This window comes from Shewanella japonica, assembly GCF_002075795.1.
Classification (GTDB): Bacteria; Pseudomonadota; Gammaproteobacteria; order Enterobacterales; family Shewanellaceae; genus Shewanella; species Shewanella japonica.
Genome location: NZ_CP020472.1, coordinates 2,070,643 through 2,097,603 on the forward strand (window position 1 = coordinate 2,070,643; position 26,961 = coordinate 2,097,603).

Annotated in this window: 23 protein-coding genes; 13 read left to right on the forward strand and 10 right to left on the reverse strand. The window is 40.5% G+C overall.

The features are described from left to right. Nucleotides 1-56 precede the first annotated feature (56 nt). Nucleotides 57-2,222, reverse strand: a complete 2,166-nt coding sequence (gene pdsS, locus SJ2017_RS08835) for a proteobacterial dedicated sortase system histidine kinase (RefSeq protein ID WP_080915519.1) — start codon at nt 2,220-2,222, stop codon at nt 57-59. Further along, nucleotides 2,222-2,914: a proteobacterial dedicated sortase system response regulator gene (gene pdsR, locus SJ2017_RS08840; protein ID WP_065108291.1), complete on the reverse strand. Its 693-nt coding sequence runs from the start codon at nt 2,912-2,914 to the stop codon at nt 2,222-2,224. Before pdsR ends, pdsS begins: the two co-directional genes overlap by 1 nt. A 230-nt stretch (nt 2,915-3,144) precedes the next feature. On the opposite strand from pdsR, the gene pdsO reads away from it, so the two are divergent. The 3 genes from pdsO (at nt 3,145) to SJ2017_RS08855 (ending at nt 7,156) form a co-directional block, all read left to right on the forward strand. Beyond that, nucleotides 3,145-3,960, forward strand: a complete 816-nt coding sequence (gene pdsO, locus SJ2017_RS08845) for a sortase-associated OmpA-like protein PdsO (protein WP_174567607.1) — start codon at nt 3,145-3,147, stop codon at nt 3,958-3,960. An 80-nt stretch (nt 3,961-4,040) separates the two neighbouring features. Then, complete coding sequence (locus SJ2017_RS08850; protein ID WP_080915520.1) at nt 4,041-6,548, forward strand: marine proteobacterial sortase target protein; 2,508 nt, start codon at nt 4,041-4,043, stop codon at nt 6,546-6,548. Next, on the forward strand, nt 6,545-7,156 hold the full coding sequence (locus tag SJ2017_RS08855; RefSeq protein ID WP_080915521.1) for a class GN sortase: 612 nt from the start codon (nt 6,545-6,547) through the stop codon (nt 7,154-7,156). Before SJ2017_RS08850 ends, SJ2017_RS08855 begins: the two co-directional genes overlap by 4 nt. Here the strand turns inward: SJ2017_RS08855 and SJ2017_RS08860 are convergent. Both SJ2017_RS08860 and SJ2017_RS08865 read right to left on the reverse strand, forming a co-directional pair. Then, on the reverse strand, nt 7,148-8,173 hold the full coding sequence (locus SJ2017_RS08860) for a GGDEF domain-containing protein (protein WP_080915522.1): 1,026 nt from the start codon (nt 8,171-8,173) through the stop codon (nt 7,148-7,150). The two genes, SJ2017_RS08855 and SJ2017_RS08860, sit on opposite strands and share 9 nt — an antisense overlap. Nucleotides 8,174-8,366: 193 nt before the next feature. After that, nucleotides 8,367-9,254, reverse strand: coding sequence for a hypothetical protein (locus tag SJ2017_RS08865; RefSeq protein ID WP_080915523.1), 888 nt, complete (start codon nt 9,252-9,254; stop codon nt 8,367-8,369). Between the two features lie 545 nt (nt 9,255-9,799). Between SJ2017_RS08865 and SJ2017_RS08870 the strand changes: the two genes are divergently transcribed. Further along, entirely contained in the window at nt 9,800-10,645 is an 846-nt protein-coding gene (locus tag SJ2017_RS08870; protein ID WP_080915524.1) for a LysR family transcriptional regulator, read from the forward strand. Between the two features lie 43 nt (nt 10,646-10,688). Here the strand turns inward: SJ2017_RS08870 and SJ2017_RS08875 are convergent, their stop codons facing one another. Beyond that, nucleotides 10,689-11,063 carry a diacylglycerol kinase gene (locus tag SJ2017_RS08875; RefSeq protein WP_080915525.1) on the reverse strand — a complete coding sequence of 125 codons (375 nt, stop codon included), beginning with the start codon at nt 11,061-11,063 and terminating at the stop codon, nt 10,689-10,691. Between the two features lie 221 nt (nt 11,064-11,284). Here SJ2017_RS08875 and SJ2017_RS08880 point away from each other — a divergent pair, with 221 nt between their 5' ends. Together SJ2017_RS08880 and SJ2017_RS08885 are read left to right on the forward strand one after the other, a co-directional pair. Further along, nucleotides 11,285-12,124: a DNA ligase gene (locus SJ2017_RS08880; protein WP_080915526.1), complete on the forward strand. Its 840-nt coding sequence runs from the start codon at nt 11,285-11,287 to the stop codon at nt 12,122-12,124. A gap of 133 nt (nt 12,125-12,257) precedes the next feature. Beyond that, the gene (locus SJ2017_RS08885; RefSeq protein ID WP_080917443.1) at nt 12,258-12,731 is read left to right on the forward strand and encodes a low molecular weight protein-tyrosine-phosphatase; all 474 of its coding nucleotides are present in this window, start codon (nt 12,258-12,260) and stop codon (nt 12,729-12,731) included. A gap of 51 nt (nt 12,732-12,782) precedes the next feature. Here SJ2017_RS08885 and ylqF read toward each other — a convergent pair whose 3' ends face one another. After that, entirely contained in the window at nt 12,783-13,727 is a 945-nt protein-coding gene (ylqF, locus tag SJ2017_RS08890; protein ID WP_055024412.1) for a ribosome biogenesis GTPase YlqF, read from the reverse strand. A 118-nt stretch (nt 13,728-13,845) separates the two neighbouring features. Then, nucleotides 13,846-14,685, reverse strand: coding sequence for an isopenicillin N synthase family dioxygenase (locus SJ2017_RS08895; RefSeq protein WP_055024413.1), 840 nt, complete (start codon nt 14,683-14,685; stop codon nt 13,846-13,848). Between the two features lie 181 nt (nt 14,686-14,866). Between SJ2017_RS08895 and SJ2017_RS08900 the strand changes: the two genes are divergently transcribed. After that, complete coding sequence (locus SJ2017_RS08900) at nt 14,867-15,787, forward strand: bifunctional methionine sulfoxide reductase B/A protein (protein ID WP_080915527.1); 921 nt, start codon at nt 14,867-14,869, stop codon at nt 15,785-15,787. A gap of 107 nt (nt 15,788-15,894) precedes the next feature. Here SJ2017_RS08900 and SJ2017_RS08905 read toward each other — a convergent pair whose 3' ends face one another. Together SJ2017_RS08905 and rne are read right to left on the reverse strand one after the other, a co-directional pair. Further along, nucleotides 15,895-17,454 carry a SulP family inorganic anion transporter gene (locus SJ2017_RS08905; RefSeq protein ID WP_055024415.1) on the reverse strand — a complete coding sequence of 520 codons (1,560 nt, stop codon included), beginning with the start codon at nt 17,452-17,454 and terminating at the stop codon, nt 15,895-15,897. 191 nt (nt 17,455-17,645) lie between these two features. Then, complete coding sequence (gene rne / locus SJ2017_RS08910) at nt 17,646-20,948, reverse strand: ribonuclease E (RefSeq protein WP_080915528.1); 3,303 nt, start codon at nt 20,946-20,948, stop codon at nt 17,646-17,648. 605 nt (nt 20,949-21,553) lie between these two features. Here rne and rluC point away from each other — a divergent pair. Both rluC and SJ2017_RS08920 read left to right on the forward strand, forming a co-directional pair. Further along, nucleotides 21,554-22,510: a 23S rRNA pseudouridine(955/2504/2580) synthase RluC gene (rluC, locus tag SJ2017_RS08915; RefSeq protein WP_080915529.1), complete on the forward strand. Its 957-nt coding sequence runs from the start codon at nt 21,554-21,556 to the stop codon at nt 22,508-22,510. Then, complete coding sequence (locus tag SJ2017_RS08920) at nt 22,507-23,163, forward strand: HAD-IA family hydrolase (RefSeq protein WP_080915530.1); 657 nt, start codon at nt 22,507-22,509, stop codon at nt 23,161-23,163. The genes rluC and SJ2017_RS08920 overlap by 4 nt, the downstream gene beginning before the upstream one ends. A 167-nt stretch (nt 23,164-23,330) precedes the next feature. Here SJ2017_RS08920 and SJ2017_RS08925 read toward each other — a convergent pair whose 3' ends face one another. Further along, nucleotides 23,331-23,942 carry a Maf family protein gene (locus tag SJ2017_RS08925; RefSeq protein WP_080915531.1) on the reverse strand — a complete coding sequence of 204 codons (612 nt, stop codon included), beginning with the start codon at nt 23,940-23,942 and terminating at the stop codon, nt 23,331-23,333. 240 nt (nt 23,943-24,182) lie between these two features. Here SJ2017_RS08925 and yceD point away from each other — a divergent pair, with 240 nt between their 5' ends. From yceD to SJ2017_RS08945, 4 genes are read left to right on the forward strand one after another with little or no spacing between them, the layout of a single operon-like run. Then, the gene (gene yceD / locus SJ2017_RS08930; RefSeq protein WP_055024419.1) at nt 24,183-24,707 is read left to right on the forward strand and encodes a 23S rRNA accumulation protein YceD; all 525 of its coding nucleotides are present in this window, start codon (nt 24,183-24,185) and stop codon (nt 24,705-24,707) included. A gap of 17 nt (nt 24,708-24,724) precedes the next feature. Next, entirely contained in the window at nt 24,725-24,895 is a 171-nt protein-coding gene (gene rpmF, locus SJ2017_RS08935; protein WP_011496728.1) for a 50S ribosomal protein L32, read from the forward strand. 15 nt (nt 24,896-24,910) lie between these two features. Next, nucleotides 24,911-25,939 (forward strand): phosphate acyltransferase PlsX, encoded by a 1,029-nt coding sequence (gene plsX, locus SJ2017_RS08940; protein ID WP_055024420.1) that lies wholly within the window; start codon nt 24,911-24,913, stop codon nt 25,937-25,939. 9 nt (nt 25,940-25,948) lie between these two features. After that, nucleotides 25,949-26,908 carry a beta-ketoacyl-ACP synthase III gene (locus tag SJ2017_RS08945; RefSeq protein ID WP_055024421.1) on the forward strand — a complete coding sequence of 320 codons (960 nt, stop codon included), beginning with the start codon at nt 25,949-25,951 and terminating at the stop codon, nt 26,906-26,908. Nucleotides 26,909-26,961: the final 53 nt, after the last annotated feature.

The window sequence follows — 26,961 nt, forward strand, 5'->3', positions numbered from 1 at the left end:
GTGATAGGCGTATTTGCTATTTTAGCCATCCTAACATCTATACGGCTAAAATAAAGTTATTTTACTTCAGTTACAGGGAAGGTGAGCGTGAAAGTAACTCCCGTTCCATCTGCAAGGTTATCAGCTTTTATTGTCCCTTTATGGAACTCAGTAATTAGTCTGCCAATGTATAGGCCTAATCCTAAGTGTGGCTTACTTTGCACCCCTTGAGGACGGATCGATACCATTGATTCGAAAATTTGCTCACTCATGTTGACTGGCAGTAACGGTCCTTTATTGGTGACTTTTAAGGTAGCGATTTTGCCAGATAAGGTTAACGATACTTGTATGGGATCTTGAGTACTAAACTCAATAGCATTATTAATTAATTTATCCATCAATTGCGCTATGTACTCGGGCACGCCATTCATCATCATTTGGTTTGTCGCAATGCCGATTGCAAATTCGTTGTCTGGATAAGTATATTGATAGCCTTGCATACAACCACTGACAACCTGTTGCAGCGGAAATTCACTGCGCTCGGCGTGGGACAAACTTGCTTCTAGCCGCGTGGCTTCGCTTAAGTTATTTAAGATTAAATGTAGGCGGCTAACGCCTTCTTGAGCACGATTAACGTATTTTTCACTTGCTGGTTCAAGTGGCTGCAAGCTTAAATGCTCAAGTGAAGATCGAACAACAGCAACAGGAGTTCTAAGCTCATGAGATAAGCGAGATGACATGTTTTCAAGGTAGTGAGTATATTGGCCTAATCGTCCGACAATATTGGCAAAACTTCGTGATAAATCCCCAATCTCATCACGGGTTTTAGAAGGCACAATTTGCTGTCTAACTCTGCCTTGGCTATCGATGGCTTGCTCTGACTGATCTCGTAACTTACGTATGCGGCTAGAAATACTTGAGGCGAAAATAAATAAGGCAAGTGTACCCATGCTCATAATCGTTAAGATGACATTAAATAGCTTTTCTAATGCACGGTTACGCAATGTACGAATGCCATGCGTGGTTTCTTCAGCAATGACAGCACCCATCACTTTATCATCAATCCAAATAGGGCTCGCAGCAGCCAATACCACCGCTTTATTGTCAGGCGTTAAACGCCAAGTTGAGCCTCGTTTGCCATTTAATGCCTGTTGAATATGACTACCGCTTAGTTCGGTAGAGTCTTGCAACGAGTCGACAAAGTCCTGTGGCGGCTTGGTAAGGATTTTATAATAAAGTGGTAATAAGTAATCTTTTTTAAACTGACCCCAAGCACTACTGGTTTGAGTTTCAGCCAAACTGGATGACCAAACATTGTTATTGGCACGGATATCTCCAGATTTTGCTAACACTCTGCCATGGTTATCGACGACCCAAATCCGAGAGCTGTTATGGCTCATCCCCTTAATGATATTTTCAATTTCTGGTGATGGCACCAGTACCGTACCAAGATGGGCGACTGAATCGATGGCTGAGGTACCAATTATCGTATTTACTGTGCGAGTTTTAATATCATCGACATTGTATATTGCAAAACCAAGCTTGCTTCCCACCATAGATAATGGCAAGCGAAACTCGACATTGTAACCTTCAGCAGTACTTAACCATTGACCTTGGATACGGATCTCTGGAGTAACAGGCATGGATAAAGTGGGATCTTGCGGTAGCTCAAACGCACTTAACCAACCATCTTCTGTGTTGGCAATAATATAACGACGAAATTGTCCATCTGGCGCTTGTGTGGCGATGACTAAATGATCGTTCTTGTCGACCCGTAAACTATTTTTATTACGAAATACCACATGCTTATCATTGACTTGAAAAAAGCCATATAAATACCCAGCATATTTACCCACCATGTGAGTAAAGTGAATATCGACAGGTTGGTTTTCATTTCGATTAAAGATCACGTGCTCATTAGAGTAGTTAATCATTCGATGTTGGTATTGCTGCCAATCGTGCAGCTTACCATCTAATTGGATTGGACCAGAAAGCGGGTAGGCGTATAAGTCACGACCTTTTTCAACCTGACTTAAAAAGCTGGCTTGATGATTAAACAGTTTTGGCCGTTCATGTAAAGCGGTGGCTAAAGCTTGAGTTGTACCTTCAAGGGTTTTTTCCTGACCGTGACGTAAGTACTTTTCCATTTCCCATACATACTCGTACCCAAGCCAAGGTAAGCACAGCAAAAATAGCGATAAAATGACAACTTTGGCCCTTAGTCCAATGGGAATATTAAACATTAATTGACACTGTCCCAGCGATAGCCCATTCCGTAAACCGTATCAATACAATCAAAGTTTTTGTCGGCACTAATAAATTTTTTACGGATCCGTTTAACGTGAGAGGTAATTGTACTGTCATCTACAAATATCTTAGCTTCTTGCATTAAATCTTGGCGACTTCTGACATGACCAGGGTGTTTCGCCATGGCGTGTACCATCCAAAATTCAGTCACCGTGAGCTCAATCGGTTGTTGATTCCAATACACTTGAATACGATTACCATCAATGGTTAACGCGCCGTGTTCAATTAAATTATCTTCTACGTTGGCTGCGCCGATAAGTTCTGAACGTCTAAACAATGCAGCAATACGTGCGATTAAATGCGGGAAGCTAACATCTTTTGATAAATAATCATCAGCGCCTAAACGTAAACCACAGACAGTATCAAAATCGCTGTCTCTAGCGGTTAAAAAAATGATCGGTAAACTGCTAGACATTGAACGTAGTGACTGACATAAAGTAAAGCCACCGTCGATTTCACTCTCTAGGCCAATATCAATGATGGCTAGATCTGGTAATCGAGCATTAAATGCCAGCATCGCAGCAGGTCGGTTGGCATATCCCTGTACGCTGTAGCCCTGTTGCTGCAATAACTCTTTGTAGTTTTCTCTAATAGCGACTTCATCTTCAACGATGGCGATTCTTTTCATCTATTTAATTTTTGTTTTGGCTTATAAGGCTGACTATACATGATTTTAACTGCAAAAAAATCGCCTCAGACACATTGCCATATTGTTGCCACATTTCATCTGCACATTGCCACTTTTATGCCCTGAGGTTGCCATTTCTGAGGTGTTTAATAGTGACATCAACTTAACGACACGCAGTAAACAAGTTGTTGAGTTCATTAATCACATTAAAACACTGAAAGGAAAATATCATGAAAAAACAACTAATCGCCATCGCTATCATCAGCAGTCTTTCTTTTTCAAATGTGTCACTAGCAGATGATGTTAATCATTTCGATGCAAGCGCCTATGACAATGATAACGCTAATACTGAGTTGGTAGTACAGGATGAGGAAAGAGAGCACACAGAAGAATTGGTTGGTCTCACATCAGGTGCTGTACTTGGTGCTGTCGTTGGTGGACCCGTTGGCGCCATCATTGGAGCATTCGCAGGTACGTTAATTGGTAAAACTGTCGGTGATGATACCGAAATTCAGTCGCAAAAAGAGTTATTAGCTCAACAGAAATTATCTATCGAAATGCAAACCTCAGAGCTTACTGCATTACATGAAAAGCAGCAGTCGCTTGCTGAGGTGACAGATGAATACCTTCATGTTCAAGCTCAGCTCTCTGATTTAAAAGCGGCGCAACAGCAGCAATTACAAGAGTTAGCGATTGGCTTAAATGTTCAGTTTAAAACGGGCTCTTCGACCATTGAACCTCATTTTGAGCAACAACTTGATGATGTGGCGTATTTGATGGCGTTATCACCGGAATTAAAACTGGATTTAACCGGATATGCCGATAGACGTGGAGACAGTAAATTTAATCAAGCTCTGTCAGAGCAGCGATTAATAGAAGTGACAAGTTACTTAGTGAGTCAAGGTGTGTCAGCAGAGCGATTACATTCTCAAGCATATGGTGCTTCAGCGCCATTACATGAGCAACAAAGCTTTGAAAATGACTTTTTTGACCGAAGAGTGACATTAAAAGTTATGCCTGTAGGTGAAGCATTAGCTGCCAACTAATTTACCTACTTCATTATCGCCTTGAGCAAGGTGCCATTAGGTATTGGTTTAGGGCGATATTGAATTCATGGAGAGAGCAAATGAAAGGTATCAACTCAAAAGCACACTGCTACGCCATTGCCGATAAGGCATGCCTGTCAGGTTATGAATCTAATAAGCCAACTCCTAGTGATAGAAGTTGTAACAACTGTGGTCAATCAATACTCGGCTACAGCGTTTCTGCATCTGTGTTACTTGGACTAATGGTTTTAAGTGTATTGTTTCCTGTTTATGCCATGGCTACATCGGTTACAACTGATCTCGAAACGGTGATTCCGATTGAAAGTCGGTATCAAGAAGTCACCCAAGGAGTACTACGTTATCAGCAAGTTGGTCAACAGTATGAAAACTTGCCGTTAAGCACGGATGTAACAATGAATGTTTCTGGCTGGACAAATCGGGTGAGTGTTAAGCAAACCTTTATGAATAATTCGTCTGAGTGGATAAATGGCAGTTATGTGTTTCCTTTATCTCATGACAGTGCCGTAGACAGTATGCGCTTAATTATTGGCGATCGAAGTATTGAAGGTGTTATTCAGCCTAAAAAGCAAGCAAAAGCTAATTTTGAAAAGGCAAAATCTCAAGGTAAAAGAGCAAGTTTAGTGAGCCAGCAACGGCCCAATATTTTTACCACTGAGATCGCGAATTTGGGCCCTAGCGAAACTGCAATTGTGGAGATCACTTATCAAGAGAAGCTGAATTATAAAGAAGGCATGTTTAGCTTACGCTTTCCTATGACGATTACCCCCCGTTATACACCGGCGCATTTACAACGACAAGATAGCCAACAAGGCTTGGCGTCATCAGCTGAAAAAAGTAACGCGGACATTAAACAGCATTCTTATTTGTCTTATCAATCTCTTTCGAGCAAGTTACCTGATAGCGTCACTCGTTACTTACCTGAATATTTCATTGACGAAACTCAGTCTGAAATCTTGTCCGACCCATACTTGCAGCAAGACTTGAATGTGGGGCTGGAAGAGTCAAATCATAACGCATTAATGGTGAATATGACGGTAAATTTAGATGCGGGTTTTGATGTGAAAGCAGAGGCGATAACAAGTCCCTACCACAAGATCGCTAAGGTGCGACAAGCAGCTCAAGTTCAGTCGTTTTCGAATCATCAGCAATGGCTTGTTTCGTTTGCCAAGCCAGAAAAAGCGAATAAAGATTTTGTGCTTCAATGGCGGGCAGAGCATCAAGAGTCTTATCAACCAATCGCTGCAGTATTTTCTCAGCAGGGCCAAACCCATCAGAAGAAGACTGATTCGGCTAACTCAAAAAATGATAATTCACCTCATGTATCTGGACTAAAAGATGTTCAATATGATCTTGTGATGCTATCGCCGCCACTGATAAGTGAAAAGCATACTGAAGATACCTCACATACACCCAGAGAGTTAATTCTAGTGATTGATACCTCTGGTTCGATGCAGGGTGCTGCGCTTTCACAAGCTAAGCAATCTATCCTCTATGCATTAGCTGGGTTAAGGGCTCAAGATAAGTTTAATATTTATGAGTTTAATCATAAGGTTAATCGGCTATCTCAGCAGTCTCTCGCTGGCACAAGTAGTAATATTGGCCGTGCGCATCAGTTTGTAAAAGGGTTGCAAGCCAATGGCGGAACTGAAATTGGCAAAGCCTTATCTGTGGCGTTACAGGTTGAGCAAGCACAAGCAGTATCTGATATAAGCCACTTTTTAAGACAAGTTATTTTTATTACCGATGGCGCAGTGAGTAATGAACATGGCATTTTTCAACAGATTGAAGCGGAGTTAGGACAAAGCCGTTTATTTACTGTTGGTATTGGCGCTGCTCCTAATTCTTACTTTATGGAGCGCGCGGCTTTATTTGGTCGAGGTACGTTTACTTATATTGGTAGTACATCAGAAGTGAACCAAAAAATAACTAAGTTAATGGCAAAGATTGAAAAACCAGTTGCCACCAATGTTTCTTTGACGTATGCCGATGGGACAATACCGGATTATTGGCCAGCACAAATTCCTGATTTGTACACAAATGAGCCCATATTGGTCAGTGTTAAGTCGCCAGCTTACAACCAACAAGACTTTATTGTATCGGGTTATACCCAAGGTCAGTACTGGCAAAAACAGATTAAACGTCAGGATAATACCTCTGCAAGTCACAATGCTAGTGGGCTAGATTTGCTGTGGGCTAATGCACAAATTCAGGCTATTGAAGCAACTCGCACACAAGCGAATCAGCAGCGGATTAAAAAACAAGTTGAAGCGCTTGGTATGAAGTATCACTTAGTGACTTCACAAACGAGTTTGGTTGCCATTGATACTACACCGGTTAAACCTATGGCAGAGATGGCCGTGCAAAAACGAGTGAAGAGACATCTGCCAGCAGGAAGAAATCAATCAGTAGGAGTGCTTCCACAAACCGCAACCTCAAGTCGTTTGAATGTGCTAATTGGGCTTAGCCTGTTACTGATAGCCTTATTAAATGCTTGTTGGTTAAAAGGGTATTTACCAGGTCAGAAATTGATATTACCGAAGAAACCTAACGAGGAGGCTTGCTTATGATTTCTATGAAATGGATTATTCCTTGCAGTGTTGCCTTGATTGGACTGAGTTTTTTATCACATGGAGCGTATATGCAAATTAAAGCAAACTTTGCGCAATTTCTTATTGGACAAGCGTGGACTAAAACCTTAGCCGATCAACGTCCTCATAAACCTTGGCGCTGGGCTGACACACATCCAGTTGGGAAGCTTAAACTCTTTGCTGATAAAGAACATGATTTTTACCCAATTGGTCAGCCTATGTTTGTACTAGCGGGTGCTTCAGGCAGAAACCTCGCTTTTGGTCCTAGTTTATTGCTTAATGGAGCAGGGATTGGCGAGCAGGGTAATACCATCATTGCGGGGCATAGAGATACCCACTTTCTGCCTTTACAAAATGTCAAAAGAGGCGACATTGTTGAGCTACAAACATCCCAAGGCGTGTTACAGCAATACCTTATCGTAAGTACCGATATTGTTCACGAAACACAAACCGAGGTGTTAGATATGACAACGGATAATCAATTAACCTTGATTACATGCTATCCATTTGAAGATTTATCAGCCAACAGTGATTATCGTTATGTGGTGACGGCTAAAAAAGTCAACGGCAGTCATCGCCTAATTTGAGATTGGCATGACCCTGTTTCTACCTAGCCTTTTAGCTTCATATAGTAGAGTGTCTGCACTTTCAATCAGTTGACTACTTGTTTGCTGGTGCTTCCACTCGCTAACCCCAAAAGACGCAGTAATGTTATCAATGCGAGCTTCACTACGGCGGTCTTTTACACTGAGTTTTTCTATTGAACGGCGCATTGCTTCTGCAAGTTGTCTTGCTACGCGTTGTTGGCTATTGGGGATAATTACTGCAAATTCTTCACCGCCAAATCGATAGAGTTTTACACCATCTCGACAAGATTCTTGTAAGCGTTTAGCGACCACTTTAAGTACTAAATCCCCTAGCTGGTGGCCGTAAGTGTCATTAAACTGCTTGAAATGATCAATATCAATTAGGATTAAACAAGCTCCATTGGGCGACTGATTGACCAACGCAGAAATGTCATCATCAAATGCACGCCGATTTAATGCTTCTGTTAATGCGTCATAAAGCACATCTTTTTCGGTTTCCGCTAGACGTTGTTTTAAGGCATTGATTTCTGATTGTGCTTTATCAAGCTGCTGGGTAAAACTGGTTGTACTTGAATGAATGTTTGCAGATTCGCTGACGATATTTTTGACAACTTTTATCACTTGTTCCAACGAAAAGCCTTGATTTTCCAGTTCTGCTAATTTGCTGAATTCTTTTTGGATTTTTGTTTGAAAAGTGGTTGTATCGTGGTTGGTGTCTTTAAGAGATTGAGACAGTTCGCAAACCATTGCATCTAGGTTCTGGCGCATGCTTCTTACGTCTAATTCAACAGGATCGGCAATATGTTGTCGATATAGTAACTCGCTCGAAGTCGGAGAGTACTGTTGGTTTTGTGCAATCGTAGCATCAAGCGCAATGTTTAATTTTGGATTAGACTCTGAAACGTAAGCATACCAGAGAGCATAATTGGTTGGCGTGGTAGGGATGCTATGTTTTAGCATCAATGGGACAGCTTTTTTTAAATTTAATGCCGCTGTTTTCAGTAGCTCGTTAGACATTTAATCCCTCATCTCTGATACATCACTTAGCGAATTAAGGCAGGAGTTTAAAACGTTGCACTAATTTTAGGCCAAGCTGAATTAAATACAATTTGGCCAATGAGGGCTTAGTTTTCTTGAACGCGTTAAACTTGCTAAATGATTTAAAAATAACGTCAAACTCAGCACCATAAGATAGGATGCTCAATTTATATTAAAAAGAATAAGATACCGCAAACATTGGGCCAGTGAAACTGTAATTAATATTATAATCAAAGGTTCTAAATTCAGTGTCTAAGATACTACGAGATTGCTCAATATCAACATCAACATCATAATAATTATAGGCTAATGATAAATGCCAGTTCTCACAAATAATAGCTTGAACCCCAGCTCGAATATCAACTAAAGAACCTTTTACATTGTCATATTTTATCGCAAAGTATTGTGCATGAGCATTAAATACCCAGCCAGGGTAAAACTCATAACTTCCGTAAACACCTACATCAGGTAACGGAGCGGTAAGGGCATTATCAACAATACGAGGGGTAAAAGTTGCTGTGTCACACAAGGCATTTGGATCGCTTCGGCTTTCACATAAGCCTATATTGCCTTCAAATACGGTTTCAACAAACATTGTATGTAAGCCGATTGAAGCACCCACTGTATAATTATCACCTTCCCAAATGTCGTAGCCATAGCCTAATCGAAGAATATCAATATTTAAGGTTGTCGAAATTTTGGCTTCACCATCAATTAAAAAGTTATCATCGTTATCACCAAACTCAGGGATTTCGATATCAAATCCTAATTGAGGTGTATCTGCGTTACGGTGCAGTGACTTCCAGTCAAGATAGATATTGTGGCGGTCGTTAAAACTATATGTGAATTCAAAAAAAGGCAGGAATTGCTCTTCAGTAAGTAGCAGATCATCTTCGAAATCTAATAAATAATAACTATTAGTATCTTTGGCGCTTTTAACAAGCATTGTGGAGTCGGAACTGGCATAAAAAGCACCTATGGTGAATTTATACTCATCTGCATTAACATGGCCAGAAAAACTGGCTGCAGCTAAAAGTCCTACGAAGGCTTGCTTTAACATTTATTCTCCGCACTTTAAAATTACTTAAATCAGTAAACTGTGCTTTTATTGTTATTGTTAATCAGGGTTATATCTTATTATGTAGTCATACTAACATTATGTAACTAAATGTGAAGCTTTTGTTGCTGTAAAAATGTAAAAATGAGAACTAAGATCACGATTTATTCGTATTAAACATTTGGCGGTAAAACTATAGAACTATAAGTCTATTTTAAATTGTTTTATTTCAATGGTTTATGGTTGTTGCTTGTCGGCTTTTTTTCATTACTATTTATTTAGCTAGCACGTTTTAATCATCTTTAAATTAGCATTATTTAATGTGTCAGAAGAACTTTAAATGTCATCTTTTTGACTGCGCGTTAACAAATATGTAACGAGCAAGGTGTGGAGAAATATACCCCAAATGGTTAAAGAAAAGCTGCTTCAACTAAGTCCTATACTTAAGTCATATGCGTAAATTAAATTTGATTACACGCTGCCATAATTTTGCTATAAATCGCGATTAGACTGTTTATGTTTTGTTAGACATTGAGTAAAAATCCATTATGGATACTGATTTATTAAAAACGTTTCTTGAAGTTTATCGTACTCGTCACTTTGGCAAGGCTGCTGATAACTTATATATCACCCGCAGTGCAGTCAGTTTTAGGCTAAAGCAGCTTGAATCATTGCTAGGTGTTATTTTATTTGATCGTGAACGCAATAATATCAAACCAACTCCTGCGGGTGAGCGAATGTTAGCCCATGCTAATGCCGTATTAACTGCTCTGGAACGCGCCAAGCAAGATGTTTCCTTAATAGAGCAGCACAGTGTTCAGTTGTCGATAGGCATGGGCCATAATATTTGGGAAAGTTATTTAAAAAGGGCAATACAACCTTCATATAAAACTGAACACGGCCTGTCGCTTCGTACTGATGTGATTACTTCAGCTGTGATGGCAAAAAAGATGGCAGAAACGACACTGGACATCGCATTAAGCTTCGATCCTTTCCATATTGATGGCATTGATACAATTACCTTAAGCCAAGTAAATTTATTACTTGTTTCTACTCAAGCTAATTTGCATATCTCTGATTTAGCTCTTTCGCACTATGTCAAAGTGGATTGGGGCACTGCTTTTAATATTACTCATGCACAAGAGTTAACAGCACTTCCATTACCCGTTTTGCATACGAGTTCAGCGCAAATTGCCCATGACTTTATTATCCAAAATAAAGGGTGTGCATTTTTACCTGAAGTTATGGTTACAGAGGATATTGCCTGCGGAAAATTGCATCGAGTTTGTGATGTGAAAGAAATCCGGCGCCACGTTTATGCATCCTATGCGCTAACAAGTGAGCGAATGAATGAAATTGAAAAAGTTATTGGTTTATTAAACCATATTGCATGAAAGCCTGAACACATTATGGCTGAACCGCTAAATTGTGAATAGGTTAAAGCAGGTAAGCATGAGTTAAAATCCCTATCCAAGTCAGTCCACATAATAATAAACTGAGAAATACTGCTGCAGAGGCAACATCTTTTGCTTGGCCGCTTAGTGGGTGAATTTCATCGCTAATGCGATCGACTACGGCTTCTATCGCTGAGTTAAGTAGTTCAGTTATCAGTACAATAAATAGTGTCATGATCATGAGGACTTTTTCAATCACACTGACATCGACTATTAAAGCGATGGGAACAAGGCAAAGACATAATATTAGTTCTTGTCTAAAAGCAGCTTCATTTCTCCAAGCGCTGGTTAACCCTTTAAATGAAAAACCTGTTGCTCGTATGATGCGTTTAATACCGTGATTATTAGTGGGTTTCATAGGTGACCTAATTATTGATGATATGTCCTAAACCTTTAGCATTGTAAGCTAAATAAGCAAATCAGCCATATTTGACTAAACTGTATTTGAATCATTAATCATTTTAAATATTGGTTTTTAAAATGGTTAGTATAATCAATGAGTTCAATAAATAAAGAACCGTAAAATAAGTACGATAGGATATTGCCACCACCATCACTCAAATTAGCAAGGATGCTACTATGTTTCGATTTATATTGTCAGTGTTAATTGTGTTTATGGCTTTGCTGATTTCAGATGCCGTAGATGCTAATAATAAGCCCGCGCTCCAACTCGCTATGCGTTACCAAACCGACACCGATGTTACTCAATACTTGATCAGTGAAAAGCTTGATGGAGTAAGAGGCTATTGGGATGGAAATCAAATGCTGTCGCGTTCGGGAAGAGTCATGATTTTACCCGATTGGTTTACTGCAGATTTCCCCAAAACAGCATTAGATGGAGAACTTTGGATTAAGCAAGGTGAATTTGATGCGGTATCAGCGTTAGCTCGCAGTTCACATTCACATCATGCTGAGTGGAAGTTGGTAAAATATATGATTTTTGACTTGCCAGAGCATGGGGGGATGTTTGTTGAGCGCGTAAAAGCAATGCAACAAATAGCCTTAGAAAGCAGATATATTGAGGCGATAGAGCAACAGGAGCTTGTCTCTACAGCGCAATTAATGGCTCAACTTGATCATGTTATTGCAAACAATGGTGAAGGGTTAATGCTTCATCTTAAATCTGGGTATTACCAAATTGGCCGCAGTCAGAATATTGTAAAGTTAAAACCTAAATATGATGCTGAAGCGCGTGTTATTGGTTTTAATGAAGGTAAAGGAAAGTTCGAAGGCTTGATGGGTTCACTTAAGGTTGAAATGCCAAATGGAAAACAATTTAATCTTGGTTCTGGATTTTCTAATGAGCTACGACATAATCCGCCTCCTTTGGGCGCTATTATTACTTATCAATATTTAGGACTCACTAAAAATGGCATTCCACGGTTCGCTCATTTTCTGCGTGTTAGAGAGTCGCAATAACAATAACAATAACAAGAATAATGAATAAGTATGAGCAATAGAGTTTATGTCTAGGTTTATATAGAATTGAGCCGTTAACACGGTGAGGAGTAATTTAGTGAGCTTGACTAATACACGTAACGTTACCAGTAAAGTGGATTTCAGCAAGATAAAATCGGTATTGTTTGTCTGTCTAGGTAATATTTGCCGCTCACCCAGCGCTGAAGCGGTGTTTCGTTCGCAGGCCAAATCATTTTCATTAACGGTAGAAATTGATTCGGCGGGGACAGCTGCATATCATCAAGGCAATCCACCAGATCCTCGCTCTATAGCAGCAGGTGAGAAGAGAGGATTAGATTTTACCAATATGCAGGCGCGGCAAGTACTCGATAGCGACTTTGAACACTTTGATTTAATACTTGCGGCAGACAAGAATAACCTTAATGACTTACTGAGGCGTTGTCCTGCTCAATATCAACATAAACTGCAGTTGATATTATCTTTTACTGATACGGAAGGGGAAGCAAGGGAAGTGCCTGATCCTTACTATGGTGGCGAGCAAGGTTTTGAATTAGTTCTTGATTTGCTTGAAGCGAGTTTAAGTCAGTTGGCAAAGAAAATGTCGTAAACAAAATGTCTTAAAATAAAGGCTTACCGAGTGGTAAGCCTTTTTTGTTCATTAACCTTGTTGGTGTCGCTTGCCTGAGCGTTTTAGCTTTTCTTGTTCAAGTTTTTGTTGCTTTAACGCCTCTTTTTCAGCTAATAGTCTAGCGACTTCGGCTTTTTCAACTTCTGCCATTTCAGGCGTTTCTAGTGTTAGTAAACCTGTTTTTCCAGAGCGGAATTCATGCAGTAATAATTCAGACGCCTTATGTAAATCGATACGGCCACCAGGTCTAAGTGCACCACGTTTACGGCCAATCGCTTCGAGTAATTCTATATCGGTTTCCGGGAGCTCGGCGAGCTTGTATCGCTCGCAAATCGCTTTAGGATAAGCTTGTAAGAAATATTCTGCCGCAAACATAGCAACATCTTCGTATTCCATTGCGGTATCTTTAATAGCACCGGTTACTGCCAAGCGGTAACTACTTGATTCATTGTCAACTTTTGGCCATAAGATGCCTGGCGTGTCTGATAGTACAATGCCATTTTTGAGATTAATACGTTGCTGACGCTTGGTCACAGCGGGCTCATTACCGGTTTTAGCGATAGTTCTGCCTGCCAGTGTGTTGATAATGGTTGATTTTCCGACGTTTGGGATCCCCATAATCATCGTACGTATATCTTTTTCTACTTTGTCTCGAGCTGGTACTAATTTACGACAAATATCAGGAATGCTCTTAACTTGCCCTGGTTGAAGCGTGGTAATGGCTGTTGCTTTAACGCCTTGCTCTTGTTCAAGGTATTCAATCCAGCGAGCAGTGACTTCCGGATCGGCTAAGTCAGATTTATTGAGTAATTTGATACATGGCTTATCGCCCCTTAACGTTGACACCATAGGGTTTTCGCTACTGTATGGAATACGTGCATCTAAAACCTCGATGACAAGATCGACTTGAGGCATTGCCTCTTCAATCTCTTTACGAGCTTTGTGCATGTGTCCTGGGTACCATTGAATTGCCATGAGTTTGCCTTTTTTAAACCACTACTTACAAGGGGGGCATATTCTACCTTGTTATGCCTCTAAAAGATAAAAAAAAGCGCCAAAAGACGCTTTAAACTGCTTGGAAACGTTAACAAACTTAAATTACACCAAGTTCTCTTAATCTTTCCATTAAATAACTGTCTGCAGTATAGCGTTCAGAAAGCACAACTTCAGGGTTAGGATGTAAAAATAGTGGCAAAGAGATCCTTGATTTAGTTTTATCTGTGCCTTCTGGATTGATCACACGATGCGATGTCGAAGGGTAATAACCACCAGAGGCTTCTTGTAGCATGTCGCCGATATTAATAATGATATTACCAAAGTCACTTGGGACATCAATCCAAGTATCGTCCTTGGTTTGAACCTGCAATCCTGGTTCATTCGCTGCTGGTAAGACAGTGATAAGGTTAATATCTTCATGGGCTGCTGCTCGGATTGCACCCAGTTCTTCATCACCTAACATTGGTGGATAGTGCAACACTCTTAATAATGTCTTTTGACTATCTTCAATCATTTTAGGTAAAGGAATAGAGAAGTGCTTGGCGACGTCCTCAGGCGCATACTGTTCAATCCAGCCGAGTAGTTCAGCGGCGAGCTGATTTGCATGTTTATAGTAAGCAAGAATATTCTGTTTTAATGATTCAGGAATACGACCCCAAGGGTATACGTGAAAATATTCTTTGATATCTTTTACTGTATGTCCTTTTGCCGTTTCAGATATTGATGCTGGGAAAAAGCCATCTTGGGTTTCAGGTTTAAACAGAAAATCCTGTTTTTGTTCTGATTGAAAAAACTCATACCATTCTTTATAGATGGTTTCTACGAGCTCTTTGCTAATAGGGTGATTTGATAAAACACCAAATCCGGTCTCACGTAATGACTCAACAAATTGCTTTGCGCAATCTTCTGAGCGGTAATCAATGGTTTCTAATTTCATATTTTCTACTTATTGTTTTATTTGACCCATGCTGATTTTAACCTTGGTCACACTTTGTCGCAATTTTTTGAAGTAAAAACAGGTCTAATAAGTCGAATTAGTGATCTTTATTCGGCATACTGCCATATCTAAAAAATTGCTTTAAAGTATGAAGGTCTAGATTGAAGTTAGGACGATGCAAATGAACGAATTAACTGAGTTTGAAAAGTATGTCATTGAGCAAAAAGGAACTGAACGTCCATTTAGTGGAGAGTACGTCAATCATGATGCAGAAGGCTTGTACTTATGTAAAAAATACTTAAACCCATTATATAAAAGCGAATTTAAATTTAATGCTTACTGTGGATGGCCAGCATTTGATGACGAAATTCACGGTGCTATAGATAGAACGCTGGATGCTGATGGTCAACGCACAGAAATTACCTGCCACGAATGCGGTGGCCATCTTGGCCATGTTTTTAAAGGCGAAATGTTAACGGGTAAAAATACACGTCATTGTGTCAATTCAACTTCGATGGTGTTTAAAAGCAAAGAAGAAATTGAAAATGAACGTTCAGCAAAAGCAAAGTCGATGGAGTTAGCAACTTTCGGTGCTGGCTGTTTTTGGTGTATCGAAGCGATATTCCAACGTCTAGACGGTGTTGAATCTGTAATTTCTGGCTATAGCGGCGGTGGAACTGAAGATGCGCATTACGAAGCGGTCACCAGTGGAACTACTGGCCACGCAGAAGTTGTTCAAGTGACTTATGATCCTAGCGTGATAAGTTATCAAACATTACTTGCGGTATTTTTTGCGATTCATGATCCGACGACATTAAATCGCCAAGGCAATGATAAAGGCCCTCAATATCGTTCGGTTATTTTTACTCATGATGCCAAACAAGTTGATGCTGCGACTATTGCTATCAGTAAACTGATTCAGCAAGGTATTTGGCCTAAACCTATTGTGACAGAAGTAACAATGTTTGAAGCCTTTTATCAAGCAGAGAGTTTTCATGAAAATTATTTTGCCAATAATGCAGAGCAGCCGTATTGCCAAATTTTAATTAAGCCTAAGTTCGAACAAGCGATGAAACAGTTTGAGGCTATATTAAAAAAGTGAGTAAAGATGCCAGTTTTTAAGCTATCAATAACGTATTAACATAAAAAAGGCGAACTGAATAGTTCGCCTTTTTTATGTATAAATTAGCTTTAAATGGCTAACGTATTTTATGAGTCAAGTGCATCATCTGCGACTTTGTAGTGTGGATCTTCGATAACATTAATCTCAACTAAGTCACGTGCTTTATGTAGTAACTCTTTACAGTCAGGGCTTAGATGTCTTAAATGCAGTCGTTTACCCGCAGCAACATAACGTTCTGCCAAGGTATCAATAGCATCTAATGCTGAGTGGTCAGCAACACGTGAGTTTTGGAAATCCACAATCACATCTTCAGGATCGCCAGCAGCATCAAATAACTCTAGGAAGTTTGAAACTGAGCCGAAAAACAGCGGGCCATTCAGTTTATAGACTTTCCAATCGTTAGCATCGGTACTGGTTTCAACGTTGATGTGTTTAGCGTGCTCCCATGCAAATACAAGTGCAGACACAATAACACCAACAAACACAGCAAAGGCTAAGTCAGTAAATACGGTTACCGTTGTCACTAACACAATAACAAAAGCATCATGCTTAGGTACTTTACGCATGACTTTAAAACTTGCCCACTCAAACGTGCCTAATACCACGATGAACATTACACCGACCAATGCGGCAAGTGGAATGATTTCGATGAACGCAGCACCAAACAGAATAAACGCAAGTAAAGCTAGTGCAGCTGTGATACCAGATAAACGGCCACGACCACCAGAGTTGATGTTAATCATTGATTGACCAATCATCGCACAACCGCCCATTGCGCCAAAGAAGCCACTGGTAATGTTACCCACACCTTGACCAACACATTCTTTGTTACCACGACCACGGCTGTTTGTCATTTCATCGATTACCGTTAAGGTTAGTAACGATTCGATTAAGCCAACTGCCGCTAAAATACAGGCATAAGGTAAAATGATATAAAGGGTTTCTAAGGTAAACGGCACACTCGGAATTGAGAAGCTTGGTAAGCTGCCAGCAATAGTGGCTTGCTCATCACCACTCATTGTTTTCAAGAAGTCGAGTACATTGCGTGTATCTAAGTCTAGTCCAACAACTAATGCGGTTACTGTTAAAATTGCCACCAATGAAGAGGGGATAGCTGTGGTTATTTTTGGTAAAAAATGAATAATTGCCATGGTCAAAGCAACTAAGCCAAGCATTATCATTAACGGCTCTTGACCTAGCCATACCATGTTGCCTGCAGCATCTTTAACTTGGAATTGACCAAGTTGTGCTAAGAAAATCACAATAGCGAGACCATTAACAAATCCGATCATCACTGGGTACGGTACAATACGGATAAATTTACCGAGTTTAAATATACCTGCAGATATTTGAATTATCCCCGCCAGCACGACCGCCGCAAATAGGTATTGAACGCCATGTTCAACAACTAGTGATACCATGACAACAGCCATTGCACCGGTTGCACCAGAAATCATTCCTGGACGACCACCAATTACAGCAGTGATTAACCCCATAATAAAGGCTGCGTATAAACCTACCATAGGTTCAACTTGTGCGACGAATGCAAAAGCAACAGCTTCTGGAATAAGCGCAAGAGCAACAGTTAAACCAGATAGAATATCTGCTTTGCTACTGCTGGTTTTATGACGTAGTAGATCGAACATTTAGCCTCTGAAAACAATTGAAGTGTTTGAAAATTAAAGTGTGCGTATGTTAACAAAATTTAATGCTTCACTAAACCTGAATTTAAGCTTAATTCAGTTTAATTACTATATTTGACCAACGTAGACTCAAAAAAAAACCACGCTATTTAGCGTGGTTTTTAAGGAGCCTATATTAGGCTCAGTATTTGAGTTTATGCTTTAGTGGTATCAGAAGATGCACTGTTAGCTACTTTTGATTTTACCGTTTCAGCATCAGGTTGTGATTTTTGGTATTCACGACCTTTTGGTACAGCTTGCTGCTGACGCACTTCAGATACAGGTTTAGTTGTTTCTGACATTACCATTGAACCAAAGCGACTAGCAGCAGTTTTTTTAGCTGGTGCATCAGTTTTCGCTTCTGTTTTAGTTTCGGTAGCAACTGGTGCGGTAACCACTTTACGTTCGATTGCAGCAGGCTTAGCCATTGGTGCTGATGCAATTGAATTATCTTTAGTTACTGTTTCAGCTTTTACTGGTTCAGTTTTTACAGTCTCAGCTTTTGCAGGCTCAGCCTTAACTTCAACCTTAGCTTCAACTTCAACATTAGCTTCAACTTCGGTAGGTTTAACTGCATTGTTTGATGTTTCAGCTTGCGGTGCTGTTTCGATAACGTCTGCAGTTTCAGCTACAGGTGCTTCGACTGGCACTTCAACTTCACTAGCTGATTCAACAGGCGTCTCAACCTTTTCTGAAGCCTCGACAACTTTTTGAGTGTCAGTTGACGTTTCTTCTTGCGTAACTTCAACTTTATCGTCAGTCACAGCTGGTGTTTCAGTTTCTACAGTTTGAGAAGTAGGAGCTTCAACAGCAGGAGCTGGCTCTGTAGTGACTTCTACTGCAGCTTGTTCAGCATCAAGTTGCTTTTCTAGTTCATCTACAGGCGTAAATACGGCTGCAGAAGGTGCTGTTTCATCTTCATCACGGCGACGACGTTGTCCAGCTGCACGAAGATGGCGTGGGCTACGACGGCTGCGACGTTGACCTTGTTTCTCTTCGTTGTCTTCTGAGGTTGCTTCATCTGAAGCGTCCGATGATTCAACTTTAGCAGGAGCAGTTGCTTCAGAGGCTGCATTATTTGTTGCAGCTACAACGTCAGTTGTTTCAACAACAGTTTCAGCTTTTGGCTCAACCTTAGTTTCAACAGTGGTTTCAGTTGGAACTTCTGCGCTGGCTTCAACTTTAGATACCGTGGCATCTAATGAGGGTTTAGCAGCTACAGATTCAGCATTCGCTTCAGTTTCAACTTTCGCCTTGTTGTCTTTCCTTGGGCGACGAGTGCGTGTTGGTTTAGCTGATTGCTCCGCATTTGGCTTTGCAGTTACGTCAGCAGATTTAGCATTTTCAGCTACTTCAACTTCATTTAGTTTTGCTTCACTTTGTTCGTTCTCGATACGAACTTTACGACGCATATTACGACGTTGACGACGCTCTCTTGCAGCTTCTTGCTTAGGAGACTTCTCTCCTTCTGGGCGAGACTTATCTGCAGGCTTGTTAGCCTTGTTACGTTGGTCGTTTTTAGACTGACGTTTTTCTTGTTGCTCTTTATTTGCAACATCTCTGTCAGCCTTCTTATTACGGCCTTTGTTGTCTCTGCCTTTGTTGTCAGCATCATTACGATTATCACTGCGGTTATCGTTACGGTTGCGACGGTTGTCATTTCGGCGAGAGTCATTACGACGGTTACGGCGATTATTTTGACCTTCTTTGCGATTCTTATCAGACTGCTTCGATTCTTTCTTAGCAGGTTCATCTGATGAGAATAGCTTGCTGATAGCAGAAACCATTTTAGCGAAGAAACCAGGCTCTGACGGCGCTGATTCCGTTGCTTTTGGTTTTGCTTCGACAGCAGGTTTTGCTGCAGCTTTCGGCGTACCGAAACCTTTAATCGCAGGTTGAGGCGCTTCAGTACGTTCAAGTTTGCGTGGCTCGTATAATTTAGCTTCAGGCTTTTCTACACGCTTGTAGCTTGATTCAACGACTTCATCGTCGCTTCTTAAACGAGATACACGGTAGTCAGGTGTTGTCATGTGAGAATCAGGAATGACATACACTTCAACATTGTGACGTTCTTCTGTAATGCGAATTGCTTTACGTTTTTCATTTAATAAGAACGCAGCAACATCAACAGGAACAACAGCTTCAATTTGAGACGTGTTCTCTTTAATGGCTTCTTCTTCCATTAAACGAAGAATAGAAAGCGCTAATGACTCAGTACTACGAATTGTACCTTGGCCATGACAGCGGGGACATAAATGCGCTGCTGATTCGCCAAGAGAAGGGCGTAGGCGTTGACGAGACATTTCCATTAAGCCAAAACGTGAAATACGGCCAAGCTGAACACGAGCACGGTCTAAATGAACCGCATCACGCATTCTATTCTCAACTTCACGTTGGTGTCTAACTGGCGTCATATCAATGAAGTCGATGACGACTAAACCACCTAAATCACGTAAACGTAACTGACGCGCAATTTCGTCTGCCGCTTCTAAGTTGGTGTTTAACGCTGTTTCTTCGATATCGCCGCCTTTTGTTGCACGGGCTGAGTTGATATCGATTGAAGTTAGTGCTTCCGTTGGGTCAATTACGATTGAACCACCAGAAGGCAAGCGCACTTCACGTTGGAATGCGGACTCAATTTGAGATTCGATTTGGAAGTGTGTGAACAATGGTACTTCAGACTCGTAACGCTTAACACGTTCAACGAAATCAGGGCGTACTAAACCAATATGCTGTTTTGCTTCTTCATAGATACGTGGATGGTCAATTAGTATTTCGCCCACATCACGACGTAAGTAATCACGGATTGCACGAACAATCACGTTACTTTCTTGATGAATCAAAAATGGCGCAGGTTTACTCTGAGCTGCTTCTTGAATTGCTTCCCAGTGGTGTTGTAAAACTTTTAAGTCCCACTTTAATTCAGCAGCATCTTTACCAACACCAGCAGTACGTACAATCAGACCCATACCATTTGGTACAGTTAACTCTGACATAGCCGCTTTAAGCTCAGTACGCTCATCACCTTCGATACGACGCGAAATGCCGCCAGCACGAGGATTATTTGGCATCAGAACTAAATAAGAGCCAGCAAGAGAGATAAACGTTGTTAAGGCAGCGCCTTTATTACCACGTTCTTCTTTATCGATTTGAACGATAACTTCTTGGCCTTCAGATACCACTTCTTTGATATTTGGGCGGCCTTGGAAAGAGTATCCTTTAGGGAAGTATTCGCGAGCGATTTCTTTTAATGGAAGGAAACCGTGACGGTCAGCGCCGTAATCAACAAACGCAGCTTCTAATGAAGGTTCTACGCGAGTAATGGTGCCTTTATAGATATTTGATTTTTTTTGTTCATGGCCTGGGCTTTCGATATCCAGATCATACAATTGTTGCCCATCTACTAGGGCAACACGCAACTCTTCCGATTGAGTTGCATTAATTAACATACGTTTCATGATGACTTAATTCTTCTAATAAGGTCATCAAACGTCGAGATTTCGTTGCATTACGGGCCTAAAATTGTTGTTCACTAAGCCTCACGGCTGGTTTTTAGGCAAGTTAGGGGCGCATTGCTGTAAGACGCATTCGCTGCGTGTCGCGACCTATTTATGGCTTATTTTTTAATAATTACAAAAACAAGGAATTCGTTGTTAATCGCCAACAAACCCCATAAATTTAAATTTCTTTTCCGGTAATGCCCAAGACGAATCTGTCTGTTTGATAACAAGCTAAAATTTGTTCGAATAGGGGGGCGTAGGTTTTCAGGAAAACTTAGTAAATAATGATTAAGCAGACGGTTTAACTGTAAAAACGATACTAATCGAATTGTGATGTTTACAATTTGCAAATCAATGACTTGCTACCTGTCGTGCTCATGAATTCTACTGAAAAAACACCGTAATGATTTGAGCTTGTGAACAATTTATTCACTGTTTATCCTCAATCACAGCGCAAATATAGCAATAAACAATTTATACAGCAATAAAAACCACACATTCTTATTGTCCCATCCAAGCAAAACTTAGGGTACAATGTGCCTCGTAATTACTATAGGCGCATCATGAATACAGAAACTCCCACGAAAGTTCAGTTGGTCACCATTGATGAAGATCATTTTGAGCAACGCATTGATAATTTTTTACTCACCAAACTTAAAGGTGTCCCTAAAAGCATGATTTATCGTATTGTGCGAAAGGGCGAGGTTAGAGTTAACAAAAAACGCATTAAACCTGAGTACAAATTACAAATTGATGATGTGGTTCGTATTCCACCAGTCAGAATGGCTGAGAAAGATTACCGAACAGCGCCGTCACCTAAATTATCTAAAGTGACTCAGCTAGAACAGCGTATTATTCATGAAGATAATCACTTAATCGTATTAAATAAGCCGGCTGGGATTGCAGTTCACGGTGGCAGTGGTGTGGATTTTGGTGTGATTGAGGGCTTACGCTCTTTGCGTCCACAGCAAAAGTTTTTAGAACTAGTACATCGTCTGGATAAAGATACCTCAGGGGTTCTCCTCATCGCTAAAAAGCGAAGTGCATTAAAGCATTTGCATGATCAGTTACGTAAAAAAACCATGCAAAAAGATTATTTGGCGTTGGTGCGTGGTGATTGGCAAGCGAAAGATAAAATCGTTAAAGCGCCGCTGTTAAAAATTACTCTTAAGTCTGGTGAACGCATTGTTCGTGTGAATCAAGAGGGTAAGCCTTCTGAAACTCGTTACAAAATCATGCAGCGTTATCAAGGTTGTACCCTTGTAAAGGCAAGCCCTGTCACTGGCCGTACTCATCAAATCCGTGTTCATTGTCAATTTGCGGGCCATGCTATCGCTTGTGATGATAAATATAGCGAACAAAAATTTGATGATGCAATGCGCGAAAAAGGGTTAAATCGTCTATTTTTGCATGCGGCAGAACTTAAATTCATTCATCCAGAGAATGATGAAGTCAAAATAGTGAAAGCGCCATTAGATGACGTATTACAATCAACATTAGAAAAGCTGAAACGCGCATGAATCAAGACACAATTAAGCAGTATGAGTTAGTGATTTTTGATTGGGATGGCACATTAATGGATTCAATTGGTAAGATTGTTGATTGCATGCAATGTGTTGCTAAAGAATTGAATTTACTTGTGCCGTCAGAGCAACAAGTTCGAGATATCATTGGATTGTCTATATTACCAGCGATGGAAAAATTATTTCCTGACAATCCTGAACAATATGATGCACTGCTTGAAGCTTATAAAAACTATTATATGAATATTAACGCGACGCCTTCGCCTTTATTTGATGGTATTGAGTCAGTGCTTTCACAGATTAAAGCCAATGGGCAGACGCTTGCTATCGCGACAGGTAAACGCCGAGCAGGCCTTGACCGTATGCTTACTGAGACAGGCTTAGGTCATTATTTTATTGCAACACGTTCGGCTGATGAGGCGGAATCTAAACCGCATCCATCTATGATTACTTCATTGCTTGAAGAATTGGACATCTGTCCAAGTAAAACGGTAATGATAGGTGATTCAAAATTAGATATTGCGATGGCTAATAATGCTGGCGTGAATAGTATTGGAGTGACTTATGGCGCTCATAGCCTAGAAGATTTACTAACCCAGTCACCGACAAATACAGTTAATTCGCCGCAAGATATTCTGTTGCATATATAAGTTGACTCTTTCACAAAAACTCGTCGACGGTTGCAAAACATGGTTCTATCAGCCGCAGCTCAATCTGCGGCTTTTTATTATTTATTTTTTGGTTAATTAAGCTTTCTACGGGCCTTGTAAACTTCTAGAAGGGGTTGGGTTTTCTAGTAAAATATTATTTGTGTATTTTATTGAGATGTCAGAACGTCTAATCCATGGCATTTTAACAAAGCGATAAGCTTAATCAGTGGCAAACCAATTAATGTATTTGGGTCATCACCAGCTAATTTGTCAAATAGTGCAATTCCTAAGCCTTCAGACTTAAAACTTCCTGCACAATATAACGGTTGCTCAAGCTCTACGTAACGAGTTATTTCTTCAAGGGTTAACTGCCTAAAGTGAACAGTAAAGGGTTCTACGATGGAATGGGCTTGTAAACTATCGCTATTAATGACACTAAGGCCAGTATAAAAGGTGATAGCTTGGCCTGAAGCTTGTTGTAATTGTTTGATTGCATTGTCTTGTGTCAGTGGTTTACCGATAATATTGCCATTAATAACGGCTACTTGATCTGAACCAATGACCAGTGCCTCATCGTTTGTCTGACTTGTTTGCTGATATAGTTTAGCCCCTGCGAGAGCCTTGGCTTTTGCTAGTCTTAATACCAACTCTTCAGCGTTTTCATTCTCTAGTGCTTTCTCGTCTGTTTCAGGTGAAATACAGTCAAATGGAAGCTGCAATTTACTGAGGATTTCTTTGCGATAAATGGATGTTGAAGCTAAGATGATTTTTGTATTCATGGGGTGCGATTCGTCTATTTGTCCAATTGCGACTATATTAAGTCAAAATTGCGTTCAAATGCAGTAAATTTAGTCGGATCACGCTTGTGATCGCTCGCGGTCACAGGTAATATTTCGCTTCGATCAATTTTAATGTTGGCGTTTTAGTTAATCGTTCATTTTGTTTGGTTATGTATTTAACCGCAATTTGGATAAATTTCCTTTGACTCTAGCGTTTTCAAACTATAATATGCGCGCCTTATGCAAACAGTAAAGATACCAGTATCAATTGATCCTATTCGAACTGCTGCCAGTGGTCTTCGTTATGAAGGCATTGTGCCAGGCAGACAGAATAAGCGATTAAACGAGTTATGTGCTGGCGATTGTTCCGATGTGACAGTGTCGTTAGAATGTGGCGTCGATATTCAGGGGATAGTCTACCTTAGCGGGAAGGCTGTGACGGAGCTCACTCTGCTATGTCAACGTTGCATGACACCATATACCACAGAGGTTACGGTCGACTTCTCCTTTAGTCCTTGTAAGACTCAAGAAGAAATCGATGAGCTCCCGGATGCGTATGAGCCGATTGAGTGCAATGAAATTGGTGAAGTTCGTCTGCATCAGTTGATTGAAGATGAATTGATAATCGCTATGCCAATTATTCCTATGCATCAGAATGCTGATTGCAATCTAGGAACAAGTGACATAGCTGTAGGCGAAATCGAGCCCTCTCAAGAGGAGCGTCCAAATCCGTTTGCAGTGTTAGAAAAACTGAAGAGCAAGTAATCTAGGAGACAAGTCAAATGGCTGTACAACAGAATAAAAAATCACGTTCAAAGCGCGGCATGCGCCGTTCACACGATGCATTGAGCACTGCTCAATTATCTGTAGACGCTACTAGCGGTGAATTACATCTACGTCACAACGTGACTGCTGATGGTTTCTACCGCGGTAAAAAGGTTATCAACAAGTAATTTGTTGCTAATCTTATGACGGATCTGACGCTCGCGTTGGATGTGATGGGGGGCGATAATGGCCCTTCCGTCACAGTGCCTGCAGCCTTGCAGGCACTTAAATTCAATTCCCAACTATCATTAATTCTTGTAGGCAATCAAGCCGAGATTGATCCCTTTTTAGTTGAGATTGACAGTGCCATTCGTGCACGCATTCAAATTGTTCATACCACTGAAGTTATCACCATGGGTGATAGGCCTATTCATGCCATTCGTTCTCGTAAACAAAGTTCTATGCGTCTTGCATTAGAACTTGTTAAAGACGGCAAGGCACAAGCGTGTGTGAGTGCGGGTAATACAGGTGCTTTAATGGCACTCGCTAAAATATTACTCAAAACCTTACCGGGTGTTGATAGACCCGCTTTAGTGAGTTGTTTGCCTGCTGTTACAGGTAAGCCTGTATATCTATTAGATCTTGGCGCTAATGTGTCCTGTGATTCTGAAACCCTTTTTCAGTTTGCAGTCATGGGCTCTGTTTTATGTGAAGCTGTCCATAAACGTGCCAAACCCAAAATTGCATTACTTAATGTCGGAATAGAAGACGTTAAGGGAAATGATCAAGTTCAACAAGCCGCTCAATACTTAATTGATACCGAGCAAGTCAATTACACTGGATTTATTGAAGGTGATGAAATATTCACTGGAAATGTTGATGTCATTGTTTGTGATGGATTTGTCGGCAATATCACTTTAAAAACTTCTGAAGGAATAGCGAAGTTACTCGTACATCAGTTAAAACGAGGCTTAACGCAAGGTTTATTCGTTCGGATGTTGTCTAAACTCCTCGCTCCACGTATACAATCTGTGCTTAGTAAGATGAACCCCGACCACTATAATGGTGCAAGTCTGATAGGATTGCGCGGAATAGTAGTAAAGAGTCACGGAAATGCAGATGAAGCAGCATATTTACAAGCAATTAATTTAGCTGCTACAGAAGCGAAACGTCGTCTTCCAGAAATGATTAAAGATCGTTTGGAGACGATTCTTTTAGACATCAATAACTGATCTCATTATATGCATACAAAAATTCTCGGAACTGGTAGTTATCTACCGGTGCAAGTTCGTAGTAATCACGATCTAGAAAAAATGGTTGAAACTTCAGATCAATGGATTGTGGAGCGTACAGGAATATCTGAACGCCGCATTGCTGCTGAAGATGAAACTGTGACCACGATGGGATATCAAGCAGCATTACAGGCATTAGAAATGGCCGGTGTTGAGGCCAGTGAGCTTGATATGATTGTTTGTGGTACTACGAGCGCAAGTAATGCTTTTCCTGCTGCCGCATGTGAAATACAAAAATTATTAGGCATTCACACCATTCCTGCTTTTGATATTGCCGCTGCATGTTCAGGCTTTGTTTATGCATTATCTGTAGCTGATCAGTTTGTTAAAACCGGTGCAGCAAAGAAAGTATTGGTCATAGGTGCTGATGTGTTATCACGTCTGTGTGATCCTGAAGATAGGACCACAGTGATTTTATTTGGTGACGGCGCTGGTGCAGCCGTGATTGGTGCAAGTGAACAACCCGGTATTATTTCAACGCACATATATGCAGATGGCCGTCAGGGCGATTTATTAAAGTGTTCATTCCCACCAAGAGCGGCAGAGTCGTCAGAAGCCGTTAGCTTCATGACAATGAAAGGGAATGATGTATTCAAATTTGCTGTCACTCAGCTATCACATGTTGTAACTGAAACATTGCGAATTAACAATATTGATAAATCTGAGATTGATTGGTTAGTACCTCATCAAGCTAACTTCAGAATTATCAAAGCAACAGCTAAAAAGTTGGATATGAGTTTAGACAAAGTCGTATTGACCTTAGCAAAGCATGGCAATACTTCTGCTGCATCAGTGCCTATTGCATTGGACGAAGCAGTAAGAGATGGTCGAATTCAACGTGGTCAGCTTATATTACTTGAAGCATTCGGTGGCGGATTTGCTTGGGGTAGTGCATTAGTAAGATTCTAGATTTTTTGTAATATCACCAGTAAGCTACTAGACACCTAAAGACATAGATTTCT

Bases quoted from the DNA above. Each gene is read 5' to 3' on its own strand.
- pdsS (WP_080915519.1), bottom strand. From the start codon at position 2,222: ATGTTTAATATTCCCATTGGACTAAGGGCCAAAGTTGTCATTTTATCG.
- pdsR (WP_065108291.1), bottom strand. From the start codon at position 2,914: ATGAAAAGAATCGCCATCGTTGAAGATGAAGTCGCTATTAGAGAAAAC.
- pdsO (WP_174567607.1), top strand. From the start codon at position 3,145: ATGAAAAAACAACTAATCGCCATCGCTATCATCAGCAGTCTTTCTTTT.
- SJ2017_RS08850 (WP_080915520.1), top strand. From the start codon at position 4,041: ATGAAAGGTATCAACTCAAAAGCACACTGCTACGCCATTGCCGATAAG.
- SJ2017_RS08855 (WP_080915521.1), top strand. From the start codon at position 6,545: ATGATTTCTATGAAATGGATTATTCCTTGCAGTGTTGCCTTGATTGGA.
- SJ2017_RS08860 (WP_080915522.1), bottom strand. From the start codon at position 8,173: ATGTCTAACGAGCTACTGAAAACAGCGGCATTAAATTTAAAAAAAGCT.
- SJ2017_RS08865 (WP_080915523.1), bottom strand. From the start codon at position 9,254: ATGTTAAAGCAAGCCTTCGTAGGACTTTTAGCTGCAGCCAGTTTTTCT.
- SJ2017_RS08870 (WP_080915524.1), top strand. From the start codon at position 9,800: ATGGATACTGATTTATTAAAAACGTTTCTTGAAGTTTATCGTACTCGT.
- SJ2017_RS08875 (WP_080915525.1), bottom strand. From the start codon at position 11,063: ATGAAACCCACTAATAATCACGGTATTAAACGCATCATACGAGCAACA.
- SJ2017_RS08880 (WP_080915526.1), top strand. From the start codon at position 11,285: ATGTTTCGATTTATATTGTCAGTGTTAATTGTGTTTATGGCTTTGCTG.
- ylqF (WP_055024412.1), bottom strand. From the start codon at position 13,727: ATGGCAATTCAATGGTACCCAGGACACATGCACAAAGCTCGTAAAGAG.
- SJ2017_RS08895 (WP_055024413.1), bottom strand. From the start codon at position 14,685: ATGAAATTAGAAACCATTGATTACCGCTCAGAAGATTGCGCAAAGCAA.
- SJ2017_RS08900 (WP_080915527.1), top strand. From the start codon at position 14,867: ATGAACGAATTAACTGAGTTTGAAAAGTATGTCATTGAGCAAAAAGGA.
- SJ2017_RS08905 (WP_055024415.1), bottom strand. From the start codon at position 17,454: ATGTTCGATCTACTACGTCATAAAACCAGCAGTAGCAAAGCAGATATT.
- rne (WP_080915528.1), bottom strand. From the start codon at position 20,948: ATGAAACGTATGTTAATTAATGCAACTCAATCGGAAGAGTTGCGTGTT.
- rluC (WP_080915529.1), top strand. From the start codon at position 21,554: ATGAATACAGAAACTCCCACGAAAGTTCAGTTGGTCACCATTGATGAA.
- SJ2017_RS08920 (WP_080915530.1), top strand. From the start codon at position 22,507: ATGAATCAAGACACAATTAAGCAGTATGAGTTAGTGATTTTTGATTGG.
- SJ2017_RS08925 (WP_080915531.1), bottom strand. From the start codon at position 23,942: ATGAATACAAAAATCATCTTAGCTTCAACATCCATTTATCGCAAAGAA.
- yceD (WP_055024419.1), top strand. From the start codon at position 24,183: ATGCAAACAGTAAAGATACCAGTATCAATTGATCCTATTCGAACTGCT.
- rpmF (WP_011496728.1), top strand. From the start codon at position 24,725: ATGGCTGTACAACAGAATAAAAAATCACGTTCAAAGCGCGGCATGCGC.
- plsX (WP_055024420.1), top strand. From the start codon at position 24,911: ATGACGGATCTGACGCTCGCGTTGGATGTGATGGGGGGCGATAATGGC.
- SJ2017_RS08945 (WP_055024421.1), top strand. From the start codon at position 25,949: ATGCATACAAAAATTCTCGGAACTGGTAGTTATCTACCGGTGCAAGTT.